The sequence below is a fragment of the Streptomyces sp. NPDC050161 genome, assembly GCF_044460025.1.
Taxonomy (GTDB): Bacteria; Actinomycetota; Actinomycetes; order Streptomycetales; family Streptomycetaceae; genus Streptomyces.
This window is the reverse complement of sequence record NZ_JBITJM010000006.1, coordinates 124,734-144,562: the sequence shown is the minus strand read 5'-3', so window position 1 is coordinate 144,562 and position 19,829 is coordinate 124,734. Positions and strand designations below refer to the sequence as shown.

At 70.2% G+C, this 19,829-nt stretch carries 16 protein-coding genes; 11 read left to right on the top strand and 5 right to left on the bottom strand.

Annotated features, from left to right (window positions below; genetic code table 11):
* The first annotated feature begins 148 nt into the window (after window positions 1-148).
* The 11 genes from uvrC (at window position 149) to pgi (ending at window position 12,751) form a co-directional block, all read left to right on the top strand.
* Window positions 149-2,245: an excinuclease ABC subunit UvrC gene (gene uvrC / locus ACIBK8_RS13050; RefSeq protein ID WP_399041810.1), complete on the top strand. Its 2,097-nt coding sequence runs from the start codon at window positions 149-151 to the stop codon at window positions 2,243-2,245.
* Window positions 2,242-3,195: an RNase adapter RapZ gene (gene rapZ / locus ACIBK8_RS13045; RefSeq protein WP_399041809.1), complete on the top strand. Its 954-nt coding sequence runs from the start codon at window positions 2,242-2,244 to the stop codon at window positions 3,193-3,195. The genes uvrC and rapZ overlap by 4 nt, the downstream gene beginning before the upstream one ends.
* Window positions 3,192-4,253 (top strand): uridine diphosphate-N-acetylglucosamine-binding protein YvcK, encoded by a 1,062-nt coding sequence (gene yvcK, locus ACIBK8_RS13040; RefSeq protein WP_399041808.1) that lies wholly within the window; start codon window positions 3,192-3,194, stop codon window positions 4,251-4,253. The genes rapZ and yvcK overlap by 4 nt, the downstream gene beginning before the upstream one ends.
* Window positions 4,244-5,233 (top strand): DNA-binding protein WhiA, encoded by a 990-nt coding sequence (gene whiA, locus ACIBK8_RS13035; RefSeq protein ID WP_030282946.1) that lies wholly within the window; start codon window positions 4,244-4,246, stop codon window positions 5,231-5,233. The genes yvcK and whiA overlap by 10 nt, the downstream gene beginning before the upstream one ends.
* Window positions 5,234-5,517: 284 nt before the next feature.
* Window positions 5,518-6,522: a type I glyceraldehyde-3-phosphate dehydrogenase gene (gap, locus tag ACIBK8_RS13030; protein WP_399041807.1), complete on the top strand. Its 1,005-nt coding sequence runs from the start codon at window positions 5,518-5,520 to the stop codon at window positions 6,520-6,522.
* A 145-nt stretch (window positions 6,523-6,667) separates the two neighbouring features.
* Window positions 6,668-7,879, top strand: a complete 1,212-nt coding sequence (locus ACIBK8_RS13025) for a phosphoglycerate kinase (protein ID WP_399041806.1) — start codon at window positions 6,668-6,670, stop codon at window positions 7,877-7,879.
* A gap of 38 nt (window positions 7,880-7,917) precedes the next feature.
* The gene (tpiA, locus tag ACIBK8_RS13020; RefSeq protein ID WP_393680294.1) at window positions 7,918-8,673 is read left to right on the top strand and encodes a triose-phosphate isomerase; all 756 of its coding nucleotides are present in this window, start codon (window positions 7,918-7,920) and stop codon (window positions 8,671-8,673) included.
* 166 nt (window positions 8,674-8,839) lie between these two features.
* Entirely contained in the window at window positions 8,840-9,076 is a 237-nt protein-coding gene (gene secG, locus ACIBK8_RS13015; protein WP_393679245.1) for a preprotein translocase subunit SecG, read from the top strand.
* 157 nt (window positions 9,077-9,233) lie between these two features.
* Window positions 9,234-9,569, top strand: a complete 336-nt coding sequence (locus tag ACIBK8_RS13010; RefSeq protein WP_006606296.1) for an RNA polymerase-binding protein RbpA — start codon at window positions 9,234-9,236, stop codon at window positions 9,567-9,569.
* A gap of 215 nt (window positions 9,570-9,784) precedes the next feature.
* Entirely contained in the window at window positions 9,785-11,041 is a 1,257-nt protein-coding gene (locus tag ACIBK8_RS13005; RefSeq protein WP_399041804.1) for an MFS transporter, read from the top strand.
* A gap of 57 nt (window positions 11,042-11,098) precedes the next feature.
* Complete coding sequence (gene pgi / locus ACIBK8_RS13000) at window positions 11,099-12,751, top strand: glucose-6-phosphate isomerase (RefSeq protein WP_399042072.1); 1,653 nt, start codon at window positions 11,099-11,101, stop codon at window positions 12,749-12,751.
* Between the two features lie 89 nt (window positions 12,752-12,840).
* Here pgi and pgl read toward each other — a convergent pair whose 3' ends face one another.
* Genes pgl through tkt form a run of 5 tightly spaced genes read right to left on the bottom strand, consistent with a single transcriptional unit; the run spans window position 12,841 to window position 19,427 of the window.
* Window positions 12,841-13,623 carry a 6-phosphogluconolactonase gene (pgl, locus tag ACIBK8_RS12995; RefSeq protein ID WP_393679242.1) on the bottom strand — a complete coding sequence of 261 codons (783 nt, stop codon included), beginning with the start codon at window positions 13,621-13,623 and terminating at the stop codon, window positions 12,841-12,843.
* Window positions 13,620-14,660, bottom strand: coding sequence for a glucose-6-phosphate dehydrogenase assembly protein OpcA (gene opcA, locus ACIBK8_RS12990; protein WP_399041801.1), 1,041 nt, complete (start codon window positions 14,658-14,660; stop codon window positions 13,620-13,622). The genes pgl and opcA overlap by 4 nt, the downstream gene beginning before the upstream one ends.
* Window positions 14,657-16,180 carry a glucose-6-phosphate dehydrogenase gene (gene zwf / locus ACIBK8_RS12985; RefSeq protein WP_399041800.1) on the bottom strand — a complete coding sequence of 508 codons (1,524 nt, stop codon included), beginning with the start codon at window positions 16,178-16,180 and terminating at the stop codon, window positions 14,657-14,659. The genes opcA and zwf overlap by 4 nt, the downstream gene beginning before the upstream one ends.
* A 6-nt stretch (window positions 16,181-16,186) precedes the next feature.
* Window positions 16,187-17,305, bottom strand: coding sequence for a transaldolase (gene tal, locus ACIBK8_RS12980; protein WP_393679237.1), 1,119 nt, complete (start codon window positions 17,303-17,305; stop codon window positions 16,187-16,189).
* 34 nt (window positions 17,306-17,339) lie between these two features.
* Window positions 17,340-19,427, bottom strand: a complete 2,088-nt coding sequence (gene tkt / locus ACIBK8_RS12975; RefSeq protein WP_399041798.1) for a transketolase — start codon at window positions 19,425-19,427, stop codon at window positions 17,340-17,342.
* Window positions 19,428-19,829: the final 402 nt, after the last annotated feature.

Sequence of the window (19,829 nt, the reverse complement as noted above, 5' to 3'; positions counted from 1 at the left end):
CGCCGACACGCAGGGGCCCCGGTCCGCCGACGACGCCGGGCCCCGGTCCCTGCGGACCACCCGCCCGCGACCGCGCCCGCCCGCGCGGTCGCGGGCAGTGCCCGAACGGACCCGCTGATTGTCAGTGGCGGTCAGTAGGGTGGTGGTCATGGCAGACCCCAGTAGCTACCGACCCAAGCCGGGACAGATCCCCGACTCGCCGGGGGTCTATAAATTCCGCGACGAGCACGGCCGGGTCATCTACGTCGGCAAGGCCAAGAGCCTGCGCCAGCGCCTGGCCAACTACTTCCAGGACCTGGCCGGCCTCCATCCCCGTACCCGCACGATGGTCACCACCGCCGCCTCGGTGGAATGGACCGTCGTCTCCACCGAAGTCGAGGCGCTCCAGCTGGAGTACAGCTGGATCAAGGAGTTCGACCCGCGCTTCAACGTCAAGTACCGCGACGACAAGAGCTATCCGTACCTCGCGGTGACGCTCAACGAAGAGTTCCCCCGCGTCCAGGTCATGCGCGGCGCCAAGAAGAAGGGCGTGCGCTACTTCGGCCCCTACGGCCACGCCTGGGCCATCCGCGAGACCGTCGACCTGATGCTCCGCGTCTTCCCCGTACGCACCTGCTCGGCAGGCGTCTTCAAGCGTTCCGCGCAGATCGGCCGCCCCTGCCTGCTCGGCTACATCGGCAAGTGCTCCGCACCCTGCGTCGAGCGGATCTCCGCCCAGGAGCACCGCGAACTCGCCGAGGATTTCTGCGACTTCATGTCCGGACGCACCGGCGCCTACATCCGCCGCCTGGAACGCAAGATGCAGGAAGCCGCCGAGGAGATGGAGTACGAACGCGCCGCCCGGCTGCGCGACGACATAGTGGCGCTCAAGCGGGCGATGGAGAAGAGCGCCGTGGTGCTCGCCGACGCCACCGACGCCGACCTGATCGCGGTCGCCGAGGACGAACTGGAGGCCGCCGTCCAGATCTTCCACGTCCGCGGCGGCCGGGTCCGCGGCCAGCGCGGCTGGGTCACCGACAAGGTGGAGGCCGTCACCACCGCAGGGCTCGTCGAACACGCCATCCAGCAGCTCTACGGCGAGGAGCAGGGCGACGCGGTACCCAAGGAGGTGCTGGTCCCGGCGCTGCCCGAGCCCGCAGAGCCGGTCCAGCAGTGGCTCTCGCACCGCCGCGGCTCCCAGGTCTCGCTGCGCATCCCGCAGCGCGGCGACAAGAAGGACCTGATGGCCACCGTCGAGCGCAACGCCCAGCAGGCCCTGGGACTGCACAAGACCAAGCGCGCGTCCGACCTGACCACCCGCTCCCGGGCCCTGGAGGAGATCGCCGAAGCGCTCGGCCTGGAGTCCGTACCGCTGCGCATCGAGTGCTTCGACATCTCCCACCTCCAGGGCGAGGACGTCGTCGCCTCGATGGTGGTGTTCGAGGACGGCCTCGCCAGGAAGAGCGAGTACCGCCGCTTCCAGATCAAGACCTTCGAGGGCCAGGACGACGTCCGGTCCATGCACGAGGTCATCGGCCGCCGCTTCAAGCGCTACCTCCAGGAGAAGCAGAAGTCGGGGGAGTGGACGGAGGAACCCTCCGCGGACACCGGCGCACCGGTGGACGGCAACGGCGAGGCCGGCGCCGTCGACCGCGCGGCGGTCGCCGCCATGGAGCCCGACCCCATGGCCGGCCGCCCCACCGACGAGGACGGCCGCCCCAAGCGCTTCGCCTACCCGCCCCAGCTGGTGGTCGTCGACGGCGGCGCCCCGCAGGTGGCCGCCGCCCGGCGGGCCCTGGACGAGCTGGGCATCGACGACGTCGCCGTCTGCGGCCTCGCCAAGCGCCTCGAAGAGGTCTGGCTGCCCGATGACGACGACCCGGTCGTCCTGCCGCGCTCCAGCGAGGGCCTCTACCTCCTCCAGCGGGTACGCGACGAAGCCCACCGCTTCGCCATCCGCTACCAGCGCAACAAGCGCGGCAAGCGGCTCAAGTCCTCGCCCCTGGACGAGGTCGCCGGGCTCGGCGAGAGCCGCCGCCAGGCACTGCTGAAGCATTTCGGCTCGCTCAAGAAGCTGCGGGCCGCGACCGTCGACGAGATCTGCGAGGTCCCCGGCGTCGGCCGCAAGACCGCGGAGACGGTCCTCGCGGCGCTGGTCGGCGCCGCACCGGCCGGCCCCGCTGTGAACACCGCCACAGGAGAGATCATTGAAGATGACGGGGCCGCACCGGCCGCGTTGTCATCGGAACGGGGGCAGGACAGATGAGCACACCGCACGAAGCGCAGGAATCCGAAAGAGACGGTGCACAGGTGAGTACGGGCACGATGCGCGAGTCCGACCAGGGCGAGAGCGCCGCGATCCCCGAGCTGGTGATCATCTCGGGCATGTCCGGGGCGGGCCGGAGCACCGCGGCCAAGTGCCTGGAGGACCTCGGCTGGTTCGTCGTCGACAACATCCCGCCCGAGCTGATCCCCCCGATGGTGGAACTGGGGGCCCGCTCACAGGGCAACGTCGCGAAGATCGCCGTCGTCGTGGATGTCCGGGGCCGCCGCTTCTTCGACAACCTCAAGGAATCGCTGGCCACCCTCGACGCGCAGAACGTCAAGCGCCGGATCGTCTTCCTGGAGTCGTCCGACGAGGCACTGGTCCGCCGCTTCGAATCGGTCCGCCGTCCGCACCCCCTCCAGGGGGACGGCCGCATCGTCGACGGCATCGCCGCCGAACGCGACCTGCTGCGCGAACTCCGCGGCGACACCGACCTGGTGATCGACACCTCCAGCCTCAACGTCCACGAACTCCGCGCCAAGATGGACGCCCAGTTCGCCGGCGAAGAGGTCCCCGAACTGCGCGCCACGGTCATGTCGTTCGGCTTCAAGTACGGCCTGCCGGTCGACGCCGACATGGTCATCGACTGCCGCTTCATCCCCAACCCGCACTGGGTTCCCGAACTGCGCCCCTTCACCGGCCTGAACGAAGAGGTATCCGACTACGTCTTCAACCAGTCCGGTTCCAAGGAGTTCCTGGACGGCTACGCCGAGCTGCTGCGCATCGTCGCCGAGGGCTACCGCCGCGAGGGCAAGCGCTACGTGACCATCGCCGTCGGCTGCACGGGCGGCAAGCACCGCAGCGTCGCCATGTCCGAGAAGCTGGCCCGCAGGCTGGTCTCCGAAGGGGTGGAAACCGTCACCGTCCACCGCGACATGGGGCGCGAGTGACCGGCCGGGCACTGCGGCTGCGCCGGGTCCGCAAGCTGGTCCCCGGCAGCCGCTCGAACAAGGGCGCCACCCCAAAGGTGGTGGCGCTCGGCGGCGGCATGGGCCTGTCCGCCTCACTGGCCGCGCTGCGCCGGATCACCGGCGACCTCACCGCCGTCGTCACGGTCGCCGACGACGGCGGTTCCAGCGGCCGGCTCCGCGACGAACTGGGCGTCCTGCCACCCGGCGACCTGCGCAAGGCGCTGGCGGCCCTGTGCGGTGACGACGACTGGGGCCAGACCTGGTCGCGGGTGATCCAGCACCGCTTCCAGACCAGCGGCGAGCTGCACGGCCACGCCGTCGGCAACCTGCTGATCGTCGCCCTGTGGGAACAGCTCGGCGACCACGTCCAGGCCCTGGACCTGGTCGGCAAGCTGCTCGGCGCGCACGGCCGGGTGCTGCCCATGTCGGCCGTGCCGCTGGAACTCCAGGCCCAGGTCAAGGGCCACCACAAGGGCCGCCCCGACGAGGTCGCCACGGTCCGCGGCCAGGCCACGGTCGCGCTCACCCGCGGCGAGGTGCAGTCCGTGCACGTCGTTCCCGAGGATCCGCCGGCCGTCCCCGAGGTGGTCGCCGCGGTCCGCGACGCCGACTGGGTGGTGCTGGGCCCCGGCTCCTGGTTCTCCTCCGTCATCCCGCACCTTCTGGTGCCCGAACTGCGCGAGGCGCTGGAGGAGACCAAGGCCAGGAAGGTCCTCTCGCTCAACCTCGCGCCGCAACCCGGCGAAACCGATGGCTTCTCACCGCAGCGTCATTTGGAGGTTTTGGCCCGACACGCCCCTAAACTCGCCTTCGACGTGGTGCTGGCCGACCAGGCTGCCGTGCCCGACATCGAAGGGCTGACGACTGCCGCCAAGCAGCTCGTCGGCAGCGAGGTCGAGCTGGCGGCGGTCGCCGCACAGGGCGACGCCTCCCGGCCGACGGCCGGCGGCGCCTCCGCCAGGCACGACCCCGAGCTGCTGGCCGCCGCGTACGACCGTATTTTTCGGATGCATGGAAGGATCGGCCCATGGCGATGACGGCAGCGGTGAAGGATGAAATCTCCCGGCTCCCCGTCACCCGGACCTGCTGCCGGAAGTCGGAGGTCTCGTCGATCCTGCGGTTCGCGGGCGGTCTGCACCTGGTGAGCGGACGCATCGTGATCGAGGCGGAGCTGGACACCGGCATCGCGGCCCGTCGGCTCCGCAAGGACATCCTGGAGATCTTCGGGCACTCGTCCGACCTGGTGGTGATGGCCCCCGGCGGCCTGCGGCGCGGCAGCCGCTACGTCGTCCGTGTGGTGGCGGGCGGCGACCAGCTCGCCCGGCAGACCGGCCTGGTGGACGGCCGCGGCCGTCCCATCCGCGGGCTGCCCCCGCAGGTGGTGTCCGGCGCGACCTGCGATGCCGAGGCGGCCTGGCGCGGCGCGTTCCTGGCGCACGGCTCGCTGACCGAGCCGGGCCGCTCCTCCTCTCTTGAGGTCACCTGCCCCGGCCCCGAGGCGGCGCTCGCCCTGGTCGGCGCGGCCCGCCGGCTCGGCATCGGCGCGAAGGCCCGCGAGGTACGCGGCGTGGACCGCGTCGTCGTCCGGGACGGTGACGCGATCGGCGCTCTGTTGACCCGCCTCGGCGCCCATGAATCGGTGCTCGCCTGGGAGGAGCGGCGGATGCGCCGCGAGGTCCGCGCCACCGCCAACCGCCTCGCCAACTTCGACGACGCCAACCTCCGCCGCTCGGCCCGCGCCGCGGTCGCCGCCGGCGCCCGGGTCCAGCGGGCCCTGGAGATCCTCGGCGAAGAGGTCCCCGAGCACCTCGCGGCGGCCGGCCGGCTGCGGATGGAGCACAAGCAGGCTTCGCTGGAGGAGCTGGGCGCGCTCGCCGACCCGCCGCTGACCAAGGACGCGGTCGCGGGCCGGATCCGCCGGCTGCTGGCGATGGCCGACAAGCGGGCCCAGGACCTCGGGATCCCCGGCACCGAGTCGAATCTCACCGAGGAACTGGCCGACGGCATGGTCGGCTGACGTCCCGCACAACGACGGCTGACCGGCCGCCGTGCTCCCGCCGGTCCCCCTGGGGCCGCCGCCGGACGCCGGCCGCACCCTCTCAAGCCCCGCTCGCCCCCGGTTACTCCACGTGACTCCGGGGGCGTCGTGCATCCCGGCCGGAAGCCGTCGGGTGAGCGTGCTGAAGCGGCTCCTGTCAATGTCACGTACCTCTCGTATTGGAGGTAGGGTCGGAGGCGGTCGGGGACATCCCATACAGCTCGCCGGTATCGCGCCGGCGCACCAACGAGGAGATCGGTTTCGTGACGATCCGCGTAGGCATCAACGGATTCGGCCGCATTGGTCGCAACTACTTCCGCGCGCTCCTGGAGCAGGGTGCGGACATCGAGATCGTCGGTGTCAACGACCTGACCGACAACGCCACCCTGGTGCACCTGCTGAAGTACGACACCATCCTGGGTCGTCTCAAGCAGGACGTCAGCCACACCGACGACACCATCACGGTCGGCAACCAGACCTTCAAGACGATGGCCGAGCGTGACCCCGCGAACCTCCCCTGGGGCGAGCTGGGCGCCGACATCGTCATCGAGTCGACCGGCATCTTCACCAAGAAGGCCGACGCCTCCAAGCACCTCGCCGCCGGCGCCAAGAAGGTCCTGATCTCCGCGCCCGCCAAGGACGAGGACATCACCATCGTGATGGGCGTCAACCAGGACCAGTACGACCCGGCCCAGCACAACGTCATCTCCAACGCCTCCTGCACCACCAACTGTGTGGCGCCGATGGCCAAGGTTCTCCTGGAGAACTTCGGCATCGTCAAGGGCCTGATGACCACGGTGCACGCGTACACCAACGACCAGCGCATCCTGGACTTCCCGCACAGCGACCTGCGCCGTGCCCGCGCCGCCGCCGAGAACATCATCCCGACCACCACCGGTGCCGCCAAGGCCACCGCCCTGGTGATCCCGGAGCTGGCCGGCAAGCTGGACGGCATCGCCATGCGCGTCCCGGTCCCCACCGGTTCGGTCACCGACCTGGTCGTCGAGCTGGAGCGCGAGGTCACCAAGGACGAGGTCAACGCCGCCTTCCAGAAGGCGTCCGAGGGTCAGCTCAAGGGCATCGTGGAGTACACCGAGGACCCGATCGTCTCCTCGGACATCGTCAACTGGCCGGCGTCCTGCACCTTCGACTCCTCCCTGACCATGGCCCAGGGCAAGAGCGTCAAGGTCATCGGCTGGTACGACAACGAGTGGGGCTACTCCAACCGTCTGGTGGACCTGACCACCTTCGTCGGCGGACAGCTCTGATCTCCCCCAGCTGACACTGGGCGGTGCCCTCCTGCTGCACGGGCACCCAAGCACCGAGATGTAGCGGACGGGGCTCGTACGACGCGACGACGCGACGTACGGGCCCCGACCCATGACTGATCTGATGCAACGGAGTCACTAGTTCATGAAGACGATCGACGAACTCATCGCCGACGGGGTCGCGGGCAAGCGGGTATTCGTCCGCGCCGACCTGAACGTGCCGCTCGACGGCACGACCATTACCGACGACGGCCGGATCCGCGCCGTCCAGCCGACGATCGCCAAGCTCGCCCAGAACGGCGCCAAGGTCATCGTCGCCTCACACCTGGGCCGCCCCAAGGGCGCCCCGGACCCGGCCTTCTCGCTCGCCCCCGCCGCCGCCCGCCTGGGTGAGCTGCTCGGGCGCGAGGTCGCCTTCGCCACCGACACGGTCGGCGACGCCGCGAAGTCCGTCGTCGCCGGTCTGGGCGACGGCGAGGTGGCCGTCCTGGAGAACCTGCGCTTCAACGCCGGCGAGACCAGCAAGGACGACGCCGAGCGCGGCGCCTTCGCGGACCGGCTCGCCGAGCTGGCCGACCTGTACGTCGGCGACGGCTTCGGTGCCGTGCACCGCAAGCACGCCTCCGTCTACGACCTCCCGGCGCGGCTGCCGCACGCCGCGGGCGGTCTGATCGCCACCGAGGTCGGCGTCCTGAAGAAGCTCACCGAGGACGTCAAGCGCCCCTACGCCGTGGTGCTCGGCGGCGCGAAGGTCTCCGACAAGCTCGGCGTGATCGACCACCTGCTGGAGAAGGCCGACCGCATCCTCATCGGCGGCGGCATGGCGTACACCTTCCTCAAGGCCCAGGGCCACGAGGTCGGCATCTCGCTGCTCCAGGAGGACCAGATTCCGGCCGTTCTGGAGTACCTGGAGCGCGCCAAGGAGAAGGGCGTGGAGTTCGTCCTCCCCGTCGACGTGCTGGTCTCCGCGGACTTCCCCGACCTGAAGACCAAGGCTCCGGCGCACCCCACCACGGTCGCGGCGGACGCCATCCCGGCCGACCAGGAGGGCCTGGACATCGGCCCGGAGACCCGCAAGCTGTACGCGGCGAAGCTCGCCGACGCGGCCACCGTCTTCTGGAACGGTCCGATGGGTGTCTTCGAGCACCCCGACTACGCGAACGGCACCAAGGCCGTCGCGCAGGCGCTGCTGGACTCGTCGGCCTTCACCGTCGTCGGTGGCGGTGACAGCGCCGCCGCGGTCCGGCAGCTCGGCTTCGACGAGAACGCTTTTGGCCACATTTCGACCGGCGGTGGCGCCAGCCTCGAATACCTCGAAGGCAAGACGCTCCCCGGCCTCGCTGCACTGGAGGACTGAACAACGTGACTGCTCTTAACGAGGGCCGCACCCCGCTGATGGCGGGCAACTGGAAGATGAACCTCAACCACCTCGAGGCCATCGCGCACGTCCAGAAGCTCGCCTTCGCGCTCACCGACAAGGACTACGAGGCGGTGGAGGTCGCGGTGCTGCCGCCCTTCACCGACCTCCGCTCGGTGCAGACGCTGGTCGACGGCGACAAGCTGAAGATCAAGTACGGCGCCCAGGACCTCTCGGCGCAGGACTCCGGTGCCTACACCGGTGAGATCTCCGGCGCGATGCTGTCGAAGCTGAAGTGTGCCTACGTGGCCATCGGCCACAGCGAGCGCCGCCAGTACCACGGCGAGAACGAAGAGGTCTGCAACGCCAAGGTCAAGGCCGCCTACAAGCACGGCCTGACCCCGATCCTCTGCGTCGGCGAGGGCCTGGACGTCCGCAAGGCCGGCAACCAGGTCGCGCACACCCTCGCGCAGGTCGACGGTGCCCTCGACGGCGTCCCGGCCGAGCAGGCCGAGTCCATCGTGATCGCGTACGAGCCGGTGTGGGCCATCGGCACCGGCGAGGTCGCCACCCCCGAGGACGCGCAGGAGGTCTGCGGTGCGATCCGTGGCCGCCTCGCCGAGCTGTACAGCCAGGAGCTGGCCGACAAGGTCCGCATCCAGTACGGCGGCTCGGTCAAGTCCGGCAACGTCGCGGCGATCATGGCGCAGCCCGACGTCGACGGCGCGCTGATCGGCGGCGCGGCGCTGGACGCGGACGAGTTCGTGAAGATCGTCCGCTTCCGCGACCAGTAGCAGCTATGACGACGGGCCCGGCCCGTCGTACCCTGTCGGGGCCGGGTAGGGCGCTCACGCGCCGCCCGGCCCCGCACGATTTCACCGTCGTGCGGCGTCGCGACTGTCGCCGGCAGGCGTCAGCACCATCGATACCGTCCGTCAGTCCTAGAGAGTTGGTCCAGCCGTGGTCATCGGGTTCTCGATCGCCCTCATCGTCTTCAGCCTGCTGCTGATGATGCTGGTGCTCATGCACAAGGGGAAGGGTGGCGGCCTGTCCGACATGTTCGGTGGCGGAATGCAGTCATCCGTCGGTGGCTCCTCCGTCGCCGAGCGGAATCTCGACCGCATCACCATCGTGATCGGTCTGCTCTGGTTCGCCTGCATCGTCGCCCTCGGTGTCCTGATGAAGCTCGGTAACTGACATACCGTCGGAGGCGCGGCCTATCATGAAGGCGGCGTCCTCGGGCGGGGTGTAACTCCTGTCACTGGACGCGCGTTGGGCCTTACATAGACTGAAGCGCCCGCAGCGCAGCGGCAGTGAGATGCTTTGCAGCACCATGACGCAGGGAGTTACGACCGTGGCAAGTGGCAACGCGATCCGAGGAAGTCGGGTCGGGGCGGGGCCGATGGGGGAGGCCGAGCGCGGCGAGTCCGCGCCGCGTACCCGCATCTCCTTCTGGTGCTCCAACGGGCACGAGACACAGCCCAGCTTCGCCGGTGATGCGCAGGTTCCGGACACCTGGGACTGCCCGCGCTGTGGTTTCCCGGCAGGCAAGGACCGGGACAGCCCGCCCGACCCGCCGCGCACCGAGCCGTACAAGACGCACCTCGCGTACGTCCGGGAGCGCCGGAGCGACGCCGATGGTGAGGCGATTCTCGCGGAGGCGCTCGCCAAGCTCCGCGGTGAGATCTGACGGGCGGGCACAGACGACTCACGGCCCGGTCCGGAGGGAACTTCCCCTCCGGACCGGGCCGTTCGCGTGCCGCCCGCTCAAGTCTCCCTCGAACGGCCCCGGTCGACCGCCTGGCCGCAACCTGCCACACAGGGCCGGGAGTTGGCCCGAGGCCGTTGTCAGTGCTCCCGCTTATGGTGTGCGTAGTGGTGAGGGATCCGGGACGGGGGGACGTCATGGCGGGGGTGGAGGCGGGGGCGCCGGGAGGTGTCGCCCTTGTGTGGCGGGGCGGGTTCGGCAGGCTCTGGAGTGCGGCGGCCGTGTCCCGCTTCGGGGATGCGCTGCGCGGCACCGCGCTGCCGCTGCTGGCGTACGCCCTGACCGATTCACCGGTGCTCATCTCGCTCGTGACCGTCTGCGGCTTCCTGCCCTGGCTGTTCTTCGGCCTGCTGGGCGGCGCGGTCGCCGACCGTGTGGACCAGCGGCGGGCGATGTGGGCGGTGGATGTGGCGCGCGGGCTGCTGATGGCGGGCTTCGCCCTCGCCGTGGCGTCCGGTCTGGCCTCGATCGGACTGCTGCTCGCGCTCGCCTTCGCGCTCACGACGCTGGAGACGCTGTTCGACAACGCCGCCACCGCGCTGCTGCCGTCCGTGGTGCCCAAGGAAGCCCTCACGGCGGCCAACGCCCGGCTGATGACCGGTCAGGAGCTGGTGCGGCGGTTCGTGGGCGGGCCGGTGGCGCCGGCCCTGATCGCCCTGGGGGCGGCCGTTCCGTTCCTCGCGGACGCTGTCACGTATTTCGTCGCCGCCGCTCTCGTCGCCTCGCTGCGGACCACCGTGGTGACGCGGAAGCCGGCCGCCGCCGGGCCCACCCTGCTGCGCGAAACGGCGGACGGCATACGGGTGTTGTGGCGTGACAGGGTGCTGCGCGCGGTGTGCTTCTCGGTGGTGCTGGCCAATGTCGGCATCGGCGCGCTGATCGCCACTCTCGTCGTCCTGGTCAGGGGATGGCTGGGCGCGGGCGACGTCGGCTATGTGTGCGTGACGACCGGGTACGGCGCGGGAATGGTGCTGGGCGGGCTGTTCGCCGGCCGGGTGGTGGCGGCAGCGGGCGGCGCGGCCCGCACACTGCTCGTCGCCGGTCTCCTCCAGGCCGTGACGCTGGTTCTCTTCGGAACGGTGCGGTCCCTGTGGGCGGCGGCCGTCCTGCTGGGCCTGTTCGGCTTCGCCGGGATGGTGTGGAACGTCCTGGAGACCACGATCGTCCAGCAGCGCAGTCCCGACGGGATGCTCGGCAGGATCAGCGCCGCCTTCCGGACGGTCTCCATGGCCGGCACTCCGCTGGGTGCGGTACTCGGCGGGGTGCTGGCGGAGGTCTGGGGGCTCAACAGCCCGGCGCTGCTGGCCGCCGTGCTGCTGGGGGCCGGGGCGCTCGCGCTGATACCCGTTCTTCCGTCGGCCGACAGTGGACAGACACCTCATATCGCGCGCTGATCAATTAGGTTGGAGGGTGGCGGGGCCGGTACGAGATGAAGAAGGCTGATGTCCGAGATGAACGCAGAAGGCCGCAGCAGGCTCGACCAGATGCCTGAGTGGAATGCGCTGAGCAAGCACCGCGAGCAGCTGGGGGAGGTGCAGCTGCGCGAGCTGTTCGCCGAGGAGCCGGAGCGCGCCGCGCGCTACTCGCTCCAGGTGGGCGATCTGCACGTGGACTACTCCAAGCACCTGGTCACCGACGAGACGCTGCTGTTGTTGCGCGAGCTGGCCTCGGCGACCGGCGTGGCCGCCCTGCGGGACGCGATGTTCCGCGGCGAGAAGATCAACATCACCGAGGACCGCGCGGTGCTGCACACCGCGCTGCGCGCCCCCGGCTCGGCGGTCATCGCCACCGACGGCGAGAACGTCGTACCCGGTGTGCACGCCGTCCTCACGAAGATGGCGACCTTCGCCGACCGGGTGCGGTCCGGCGACTGGAAGGGCCACACCGGCCGGCGCATCAAGACCGTCGTCAACATCGGCATCGGCGGCTCGGACCTGGGCCCGGCGATGGCGTACGAGGCGCTGCGCGCCTACAGCCACCGGGACATGCAGTTCCGCTTCGTCTCCAACGTCGACGGCGCCGACCTGCACGAGGCCGTGCGTGACCTGGATCCGGCCGAGACGCTCTTCATCATCGCCTCGAAGACCTTCACCACCATCGAGACGATCACCAACGCGACCTCGGCCCGCGACTGGCTGCTGACCGGCCTGGGCGCCGGTGACGACGCGGTCGCCAAGCACTTCGTGGCGCTGTCGACCAACGCCGAGAAGGTGTCGGAGTTCGGCATCGACACCACCAACATGTTCGAGTTCTGGGACTGGGTCGGCGGGCGCTACTCGTACGACTCGGCGATCGGCCTGTCGCTGATGATCGCGATCGGTCCGGAGCACTTCCGCGAGATGCTGGCCGGCTTTCACCTCGTCGACGAGCACTTCCGCACGGCTCCCGCCGAGGAGAACGTGCCGCTGCTGATGGGCCTGCTCGGCATCTGGTACGGCAACTTCTTCGACGCGCAGTCGCACGCCGTGCTGCCGTACAGCCATTACCTCTCCAAGTTCACCGCCTATCTCCAGCAGCTGGACATGGAGTCCAACGGCAAGTCCGTGGACCGCGACGGCAATCCGGTGCACTGGCAGACCGGCCCCGTGGTGTGGGGCACGCCCGGCACCAACGGCCAGCACGCCTACTACCAGCTGCTCCACCAGGGCACGAAGATGATCCCGGCCGACTTCATCGGCTTCGCCCGGCCGGTCGGTGATCTGGCGCCAGGTCTGGTCGCCCAGCACGACCTGCTGATGGCCAATCTCTTCGCGCAGGGCCAGGCGCTGGCCTTCGGCAAGACGCCCGACGAGGTGCGTGCCGAGGGGGTGGCCGATGAGTTGGTGCCGCACAAGACGTTCCGTGGCAACCACCCCACGACCACGATCCTGGCCGATGAGCTGTCCCCGTCCGTCCTGGGCCAGTTGATCGCCCTCTACGAGCACAAGGTGTTCGTCCAGGGCGCTGTCTGGAACATCGACTCCTTCGACCAGTGGGGCGTCGAGCTGGGCAAGGTCCTCGCCAAGCGCGTCGAGCCGGCGCTGACGGACGGCACCGACGTGCCGGGCCTCGATGCCTCGACGGCCGCTCTGGTCGCCAAGTACCGGGAGCTGCGCGGGCGCTGAGCCGCAGCCGGCCGGCCCGGCCGTGCCACACGCCGAAGGGCCCCCGCACCGTTCCTGGTGCGGGGGCCCTTCGGCGTGGAACCGGCAGGTCAGGCGGAGGCCGGCGGGTACAGGTCGCGCGGCAGTTGCGAAGCGGCTGCCTCGTCCAGCAACCACAGCGTGCGGCTGCGGCCCCTGGCGCCCGCCGCCGGGGCCTGGATCTCCCCGGCGCCGGACAGCGCCATGGCCGCGGCCTGGGCCTTGTCCTCGCCCGCCGCCAGCAGCCAGACCTCCCGCGCCGCGCGGATCGCGGGCAGGGTCAGCGAGATGCGGGTGGGCGGCGGCTTGGGCGCGCCGTGCACGCCGACCACCGTCCGCTCGCTCTCGCGTACCCCCGGCAGTTCGGGGAAGAGCGAGGCGACATGGGTGTCGGGGCCGACACCCAGCAGCAGGACGTCGAACGTCGGCACCGGGCCGTGGTCCTCCGGGCCTGCGGCGGCGGCCAGTTCGGCGGCGTACGCCTCGGCCGCGGCGTCGGCGTCATTGCCGTACGGGCCGGCCGCCGGGGCCATGACGTGCACCCGCGCGGGGTCCAACGGGACGCTGTCCAGGAGGACTTCACGGGCCTGGGTGTGGTTGCGCTCCGGGTCGCCGTCCGGGAGGAACCGTTCGTCGCCCCACCACAGGTCGAGCCGCGACCAGTCCACCGCGTCCCGCGCGGGGGCCTCGGCGAGGGCCGCGAGCAGTCCGTTGCCGTTGCGCCCGCCGGTCAGCACGACGGAGGCGGAGCCGCGGGCGGCCTGGGCGTCCACGATCTTCGTGATCAGCCGGGCCGCCGCGGCACGGGCCATCAGCTCCTTGTCGCGGTGGACGACGACCTGCGGAGCGCTCACTTGGCGGCTGCCTTCTTGGCGGGCGCCTTCTTGGCCGCCGCGGGCTTCGGCTGAGCACTGCCGGCCTCGCCGTCCGGGGCGGAGCCGGTCTCGCTCTCCGCCTTCGGGTCACCGTCGCCGAGCCGGTCCACGCCGTACTTGAGCGCGGCGGCGAAGGTGTCGTCCGGGTCGAGCCGGCGCAGTTCCTCGGCGAGCAGTTCGGAGGTCTCCCGCCGCTTGAGGGCGACCGCACGGTCGGGCTGGCCGCGCATCGACAGGGTGGCGAGCGAGCCGTCCGGGCGGTCCAGCACGATCGGGCCGCAGCTGGTTTCCAGCCGTACCGCGGTCAGGCCGGGGCCCGCCGACACGGTGCGGGTGACCGGGACGTCCAGCCGGCTGGCGAGCCACATGCCGAGCAGCTCGCAGCTGGGGTTGAACTCCTCGCCCTCGACCTCGGCCGAAGTGACCTTGCACGGCATCTGGTCGAGCGCCGCCGCGACCATGGAGCGCCACGGCGTGATGCGGGTCCAGGACAGGTCCGTGTCGCCGGGCGTGTACGTCTCGGAGCGTGCGGTCAGTTCCCGGATGGGCTGTTCCGCGGCGTAGGCGTCGGTGACCCGGCGCTGGGCCAGCGAGCCGAGCGGGTCCTTGGCCGGGTCCAGCGGCGCGTTGACGGCCCACCAGACCACCACGGGGGCGTCCGGCAGCAGCAGCGGCAGCACCACGGACTGGGCGTGGTCGATCGCCTCGCCGTACAGCCGCAGCACGACCGTCTCGCCGGTGACCGCGTCGGCACCGACCCTGACCTCGGCGTCCAGCCTGGCCTTGGCACGGTCGCGCGGCGTCCGGCTGACCCGCTTGATGACCACGAGGGTCCGCGAGGGGTGCTCGCGGGACGCGTCGTTGGCCGCCTTGAGGGCGTCGTAGGCGTTCTCCTCGTCGGTGACGATGACGAGGGTGAGCACCATGCCGACGGCGGGGGTGCCGACGGCGCGACGGCCCTGGACCAGCGCCTTGTTGATCTTGCTGGCCGTGGTTTCCGTCAGATCGATCTTCATGGGCGACGCCAGCTCCGTCCGTCTCGTGCGAGCATTTCGTCCGCCTCGGTGGGGCCCCAGGTGCCGGCCGGGTACTGCGCCGGCTTGCCGTTGCGGTCCCAGTACTCCTCGATCGGGTCGAGGATCCGCCAGGACTGCTCGACCTCCTCCAGGCGCGGGAAGAGGTTGGCGTCGCCCAGCAGGACGTCCAGGATCAGCCGCTCGTACGCCTCGGGGCTGGACTCCGTGAAGGATTCGCCGTACGCGAAGTCCATCGAGACGTCCCGCACCTCCATGGAGGTGCCCGGCACCTTCGAGCCGAAGCGGACCGTCACACCCTCGTCCGGCTGCACCCGGATGACCAGGGCGTTCTGCCCCAGCTCTTCCGTGGCGGTGTGGTCGAAGGGGGAGTGCGGGGCGCGCTGGAAGACCAGCGCGATCTCGGTGACCCGGCGGCCGAGGCGCTTGCCCGTCCGCAGGTAGAAGGGGACACCGGCCCAACGGCGGTTGTCGACCTGGAGCTTGATCGCGGCGTAGGTGTCGGTCTTCGACTTGGGGTCGATGCCGTCTTCCTGGAGGTAGCCGACGGCCTTCTCGCCGCCCTGCCAGCCGGCCGCGTACTGCCCGCGCACCGTCTCCTTGCCGAGGTCGGCGGGGAGCTTGACGGCGCCCAGCACCTTGGTCTTCTCCGCGACCAGCGCGTCCGCGTCGAAGGATGCGGGCTCCTCCATGGCGGTCAGCGCGAGGAGTTGGAGGAGGTGGTTCTGGATGACGTCGCGCGCCGCGCCGATGCCGTCGTAGTAGCCGGCCCGGCCGCCGATGCCGATGTCCTCGGCCATCGTGATCTGCACGTGATCGACGTACGAGCGGTTCCAGAGCGGCTCGAACATCGTGTTGGCGAACCGCAGCGCCAGGATGTTCTGGACCGTCTCCTTGCCGAGGTAGTGGTCGATCCGGAAGACCTCGTGCGGCGGGAAGACCTCGTGGACGACCTTGTTGAGCTCCTGGGCGCTCTCCAGATCGTGGCCGAAGGGCTTCTCGATGACCGCGCGCCGCCAGGAGTCCTCCTTCTGGTCGGCAAGCCCGTGCTTCTTGAGCTGCTGGACGACCTTGGGGAAGAACTTGGGGGGCACGGACAGGTAGAAGGCGAAGTTGCCGCCGGTGCCCTGGGCCTTGTCCAGTTCCTCGATGGTGTCCTTGAGCGTCTCGAAGGCCTCGTCGTCGTCGAAGGTTCCCTGGACGAAGCGCATGCCCTGGATGAGCTGCTGCCAGACCTCCTCGCGGAAGGGGGTGCGCGCGTGCTGCTTGACCGCGTCGTGCACCACCTGGGCGAAGTCCTCGTCCTGCCACTCGCGGCGGGCGAACCCGATGAGCGAGAAGCCCGGCGGCAGCAGCCCCCGGTTGGCGAGGTCATAGACCGCGGGCATCAGCTTTTTACGTGACAAATCGCCCGTGACGCCGAAGATGACCAGGCCGGACGGCCCCGCGATACGCGGGAGCCGCCGGTCCTGGGCGTCACGCAGCGGATTGCTGCTGGACAAAGTGGGTCAGCCCTCCGACGGAGCGAGGCGCTTGAGCTCCGCCTCGGTGGACTTGAGCAGGTCGTTCCAGGACGCCTCGAACTTCTCGACGCCCTCGTCCTCCAGAAGCTGCACGACGTCGTCGTACGAGATCCCGAGCGCGCCGATCGCGTCGAGGTCGGCCTGCGCCTGCTCGTACGTGCCGCGCACGGTGTCACCGGTGATCACGCCGTGGTCGCCGGTGGCCACCAGGGTCGCCTCCGGCATGGTGTTGACGGTGCCCGGGGCGACCAGCTCGTCGACGTACAGGGTGTCCTTGTACGCCGGGTCCTTGACGCCGGTCGAGGCCCACAGCGGGCGCTGCTTGTTGGCCTGGGCCTTGTCCAGGGCCGCCCAGCGCTCGGAGGAGAAGACCTCCTCGTACGCCTGGTAGGCGAGACGGGCGTTGGCCAGCGCGGCCTTGCCCTTGAGCGCCTTGGCCTCGTCCGTGCCCAGCTTCTCCAGGCGCTTGTCGATCTCGGAGTCCACCCGGGACACGAAGAACGAGGCGACCGAGTGGATCTTGGAGAGGTCCAGCCCGGCGGCCTTGGCCTTCTCCAGGCCCGCGAGGTAGGCGTCCATGACCTCGCGGTAGCGCTCCAGCGAGAAGATCAGCGTGACGTTGACGCTGATGCCCTTGCCGATGACCTCGGTGATCGCCGGCAGGCCGGCCTTGGTCGCCGGGATCTTGATCAGGGTGTTGGGACGGTCGACCAGCCACGCCAGCTGCTTGGCCTCGGCGATCGTCGGCGTGGTGTGGTGCGCGAGCCGCGGGTCGACCTCGATGGAGACCCGGCCGTCCTGGCCGTCGGTGGCGTCGAAGACCGGCCGCAGGATGTCGGCGGCGTCACGGACGTCCGCCGTCGTGATCATCCGGATGGCTTCCTCGACGGTGACCTTGCGCGCCGCCAGGTCGGTGACCTGCTGGTCGTAGCCGTGGCCGTCCGAGATGGCCTTCTGGAAGATCGACGGGTTGGTGGTGACACCGACGACGTGCTGCTGGTCGATCAGCTCGGCGAGGTTGCCGGACGTGATGCGCTGGCGCGACAGGTCGTCCAGCCAGATCGCGACGCCTTCGTCGGAGAGGCGCTTGAGTGCGTCTGTCATGGGGATTGCATCTCCTACTAGTCGTATACGTGCGTCAGCGCGCGGTGGCTTCGAGCGATTCCCGGGCGGCGGCCGTGACCGCGTCGGCGGTGAAGCCGAACTCGCGGAAGAGGACCTTCGCGTCGGCCGACGCACCGAAGTGCTCCAGGGACACGATGCGCCCGGCGTCGCCGACGAAGCGGTGCCAGGTCAGGCCGATGCCGGCTTCGACGGCGACACGGGCCTTGACGGACGGGGGGAGCACGCTGTCGCGGTAGTCCTTGTCCTGCGCGTCGAACCACTCGACGCAGGGCATCGACACGACGCGGGTGGGGACACCGGCGGCCTGGAGCTGCTCACGCGCCTCGACGGCGAGCTGCACCTCGGAGCCGGTACCGATCAGCACGACCTCAGGCGTGCCGCCCTCGGCCTCGAACAGCACGTAGCCGCCCTTGGCCGCGTCCTCGTTCGCCTCGTACGTCGGAACGCCCTGACGGGTCAGCGCGAGGCCGTGCGGGGCGCCCACGCCGAACTCCTTCGTGTAGCGCTTGAGGATCTCGCGCCACGCGATGGCGGTCTCGTTGGCGTCGGCCGGGCGCACGACGTTGAGGCCCGGGATGGCGCGCAGCGAGGCCAGGTGCTCGACCGGCTGGTGGGTCGGGCCGTCCTCGCCCAGGCCGATGGAGTCGTGCGTCCACACGTAGGTCACCGGCAGGTGCATCAGCGCGGACAGCCGGACGGCGTTGCGCATGTAGTCGGAGAACACCAGGAAGGTGCCGCCGTAGATGCGGGTGTTGCCGTGCAGCGCGATGCCGTTCATCTCCGCGGCCATGGAGTGCTCGCGGATGCCGTAGTGGATCGTGCGGCCGTACGGGTCGGCGCCGGGCAGCGGGTTGCCCTCGGGGAGGAACGACGACGTCTTGTCGATCGTCGTGTTGTTCGAGCCCGCGAGGTCGGCGGAGCCGCCCCACAGCTCGGGGATGACCCCGCCCAGCGCGGCCAGCACCTTGCCGGAAGCGGCGCGGGTGGCGACGGCCTTGCCGGTCTCGAACGCCGGGAGGTGGTCCTCCCAGCCGTCCGGCAGCTCGCCCGCGGCGATGCGGTCGAACGAGGCGGCGCGCTCGGGGTTGGCGGTCCGCCAGGCGGCGAACGACTTCTCCCACTCGGCCTTGGCCTCCCGGCCGCGGTCGAGCGCCTCACGGGTGTGCGCGAGCACCTCGGGGGAGACCTCGAAGCTCTGCTCGGGGTCGAAGCCCAGCACGCGCTTGGTGGCGGCGACCTCGTCGGCACCCAGCGCCGAGCCGTGCGCGGCCTCGGTGTTCTGGGCGGTCGGGGCCGGCCAGGCGATGATCGAGCGGGCCGCGATGAACGACGGGCGCCCGGTCTCGGCCTTGGCGGCCTCCAGGGCCCTGGCGAGGCCCGCCGGGTCCAGGTCACCGTTGGGGAGCTGCTCGACGCGCTGGACGTGCCAGCCGTACGCCTCGTAGCGCTTGAGGGTGTCCTCGGAGACCGCGGTCTCGGTGTCGCCCTCGATCGAGATGTGGTTGTCGTCCCACAGCAGCACGAGGTTGCCGAGCTTCTGGTGGCCCGCGAGCGACGACGCCTCGGCGGAGATGCCCTCCTGGAGGCAGCCGTCACCGGCGATGACCCAGATGGTGTGGTCGAACGGGGAGGTGCCCGCCGCGGCCTCGGGGTCGAACAGGCCGCGCTCGTAGCGGGCGGCCATGGCCATGCCCACGGCGTTGGCGACACCCTGGCCGAGCGGCCCGGTGGTGGTCTCCACGCCGGTGGTGTGGCCGTACTCAGGGTGCCCGGGGGTCTTGGAGCCCCAGGTACGGAACGCCTTGAGGTCGTCCAGCTGGAGGCCGTAGCCGGCCAGGAAGAGCTGGATGTAGAGGGTCAGGCTGGAGTGGCCGGCGGAGAGCACGAACCGGTCGCGGCCGGTCCACTCCGCGTCGGCCGGGTCGTGGCGCATCAGCTTCTGGAAGAGAAGATAGGCGGCCGGAGCCAGGCTCATGGCCGTACCCGGATGGCCGTTACCGACCTTCTGCACGGAATCCATGGCCAGGACACGGACGGTATCCACGGCCCGCTGGTCCAGTTCGGTCCACTCGAAATCTGTGGTGGTCGGCTTGGTGCTCACCCTGAGTCAGGGCTCCTCTCCACATGTCGAATGCCGCGGACGGGTATGTCCGCCAGGCGATGTCGAGCCTACCCCCGCCGGTGCGTGCGTCTTTTCGACTCCGAGTCGATGGCGTAACCCCGCGGGGACTCGTCGCTCCGGGCAACAGAAAAGGCAACTCCGGCATTCCCGGCCCTGCCGGGCGCACCCACGTCACCAGACTGCCGGGCATGGTGTGCCTTCGCCTCTTGAACGGCGTGCGAACGGTGAGGGAAAGGCCGGCCCGGGTGCGCGGCGCGGGAAGGCCAACACGACCCGACCCCCACGAAGATCGCGGTATGGCCAACGTCTAAAGTGGCGTGGTACGCGCAAGCTTCACGGCCGTCGGCCGGATGTGCTTGCTGGCCTTATCTCCGCGGCAGA

Bases quoted from the DNA above. Each gene is read 5' to 3' on its own strand.
- tal (WP_393679237.1), bottom strand. From the start codon at position 17,305: ATGACAGACGCACTCAAGCGCCTCTCCGACGAAGGCGTCGCGATCTGG.
- ACIBK8_RS13025 (WP_399041806.1), top strand. From the start codon at position 6,668: ATGAAGACGATCGACGAACTCATCGCCGACGGGGTCGCGGGCAAGCGG.
- opcA (WP_399041801.1), bottom strand. From the start codon at position 14,660: ATGAAGATCGATCTGACGGAAACCACGGCCAGCAAGATCAACAAGGCG.
- ACIBK8_RS13005 (WP_399041804.1), top strand. From the start codon at position 9,785: ATGGCGGGGGTGGAGGCGGGGGCGCCGGGAGGTGTCGCCCTTGTGTGG.
- pgi (WP_399042072.1), top strand. From the start codon at position 11,099: ATGAACGCAGAAGGCCGCAGCAGGCTCGACCAGATGCCTGAGTGGAAT.
- uvrC (WP_399041810.1), top strand. From the start codon at position 149: ATGGCAGACCCCAGTAGCTACCGACCCAAGCCGGGACAGATCCCCGAC.
- rapZ (WP_399041809.1), top strand. From the start codon at position 2,242: ATGAGCACACCGCACGAAGCGCAGGAATCCGAAAGAGACGGTGCACAG.
- whiA (WP_030282946.1), top strand. From the start codon at position 4,244: ATGGCGATGACGGCAGCGGTGAAGGATGAAATCTCCCGGCTCCCCGTC.
- tpiA (WP_393680294.1), top strand. From the start codon at position 7,918: ATGGCGGGCAACTGGAAGATGAACCTCAACCACCTCGAGGCCATCGCG.